At 72.9% G+C, this 1249-nt stretch carries 2 protein-coding genes; one reads left to right on the top strand and one right to left on the bottom strand.

All coding sequences use genetic code 11. The features are described from left to right. Positions 1 to 748 (bottom strand): alcohol dehydrogenase catalytic domain-containing protein (locus K7862_RS37015; RefSeq protein WP_222970188.1); only part of this gene is annotated, 748 nt, incomplete at its 3' end. 49 nt (positions 749 to 797) lie between these two features. Here K7862_RS37015 and K7862_RS37010 point away from each other — a divergent pair. Beyond that, positions 798 to 1249 (top strand): TetR/AcrR family transcriptional regulator (locus tag K7862_RS37010; protein WP_222970186.1); only part of this gene is annotated, 452 nt, incomplete at its 3' end.

Below are 1249 nucleotides of genomic sequence, written 5' to 3'. Positions count from 1 at the left end.
TGCGGCTGTCAGGAACGCCGAGTTCCCGCGCGACGCGCACGGTCTCGGTCCCGTGCAGGTCGAGGGCGGCGGTGACGCCGCCGGGGGCCAGGGCCCGGACCCGGTCGGCCAGGCCGTCGCCGTAGGCGACCGGTTCGGCTCCGAGATCGCGCAGGAAGCCGGCGGACGTCGCCGATCCGGTGCCGATCACACGCGCTCCCGCGATCCGCGCCAACTGGACGGCGAACACTCCGACCCCGCCCCCGGCGCCGCCGATCAGCACGGTGTCGTCCGGACCCGGCGCGACCGCGGCGAGGGCCGCGGATGCCGTGCGGCCGGCGATCGTGAGAGTGGCGGCGGTGCGGTCGTCGACGCCGTCGGGCGTGTGGTGGGCCTCGTTCGCCGCGATCCCCCCGGCCACGTCCACCACCACGAAGTCGGCGACCGCGCGGGACAGGGCTCCCCCGAACACCCGGTCACCGGGCGCGAAACCGCTCACGCCGTCACCGACCTGGTCGACCACTCCCGCGTAGTCGGTCCCGAACCCGGCCGGCAGGGCCAGGCCGAACCTGGCGGCGGTGTCCGCGTCGGCGGTCATGATCCAGTCCATCGGATTCAGGCCGGCCGCGGTCACCCGCACCCGGACCTGCCCCGGACCGGCCTGCGGCGCGGGAACCTCACGGACGTCCAGGACCTCGGGACCGCCGAAGGAATCCAGCCGGACCGCCCTGCCGCCGCCCGGGTTCGACTGCTTGCTCGGTGTCTGCATGAAGGCCCGCCTCCTCGCGTCCCATCGAAACGGACTACGCTCCGTTTCCATGAGCGACCGTAGCACAAACGGAACACGATCCGTTTCTGGTGGGGCAGACGCCCGGACACCGCGGGCCGATGCCGTCCGCAACCGCGACCAGCTGCTCGCCGTGGCCATGCGCGTCTTCATGTCGGCCGCCGCCGAGCCCTCGATGCGCGAGATCGCCCGTGAGGCCGGGGTCGGCATCGCCACCCTCTACCGGCACTTCCCGACCCGCCAGGCGCTCGTCGACGCGGTCTACCAGGACCAGGTCGTGCGTCTGACGACCGGCGCCCGCGAACTGCTCGGCCACCTGCCCCCGCCCGCGGCGATGCGGCGCTGGATGGACCTGTTCGGAGACTGGATCGCCACCAAGAACGGCATGCTCGACACCCTGCTCGCGATGATCGAATCGGGTGAGATCACCCACGCACGGACCCGGACCGAACTGCTGGCGGCCATCACCGCGATCCTCGACGC

This window comes from Actinacidiphila acidipaludis (assembly GCF_019890725.1).
GTDB classification, from domain to species: Bacteria; Actinomycetota; Actinomycetes; order Streptomycetales; family Streptomycetaceae; genus Actinacidiphila; species Actinacidiphila acidipaludis.
This window is presented reverse-complemented; position numbering and strand designations above follow the sequence as displayed.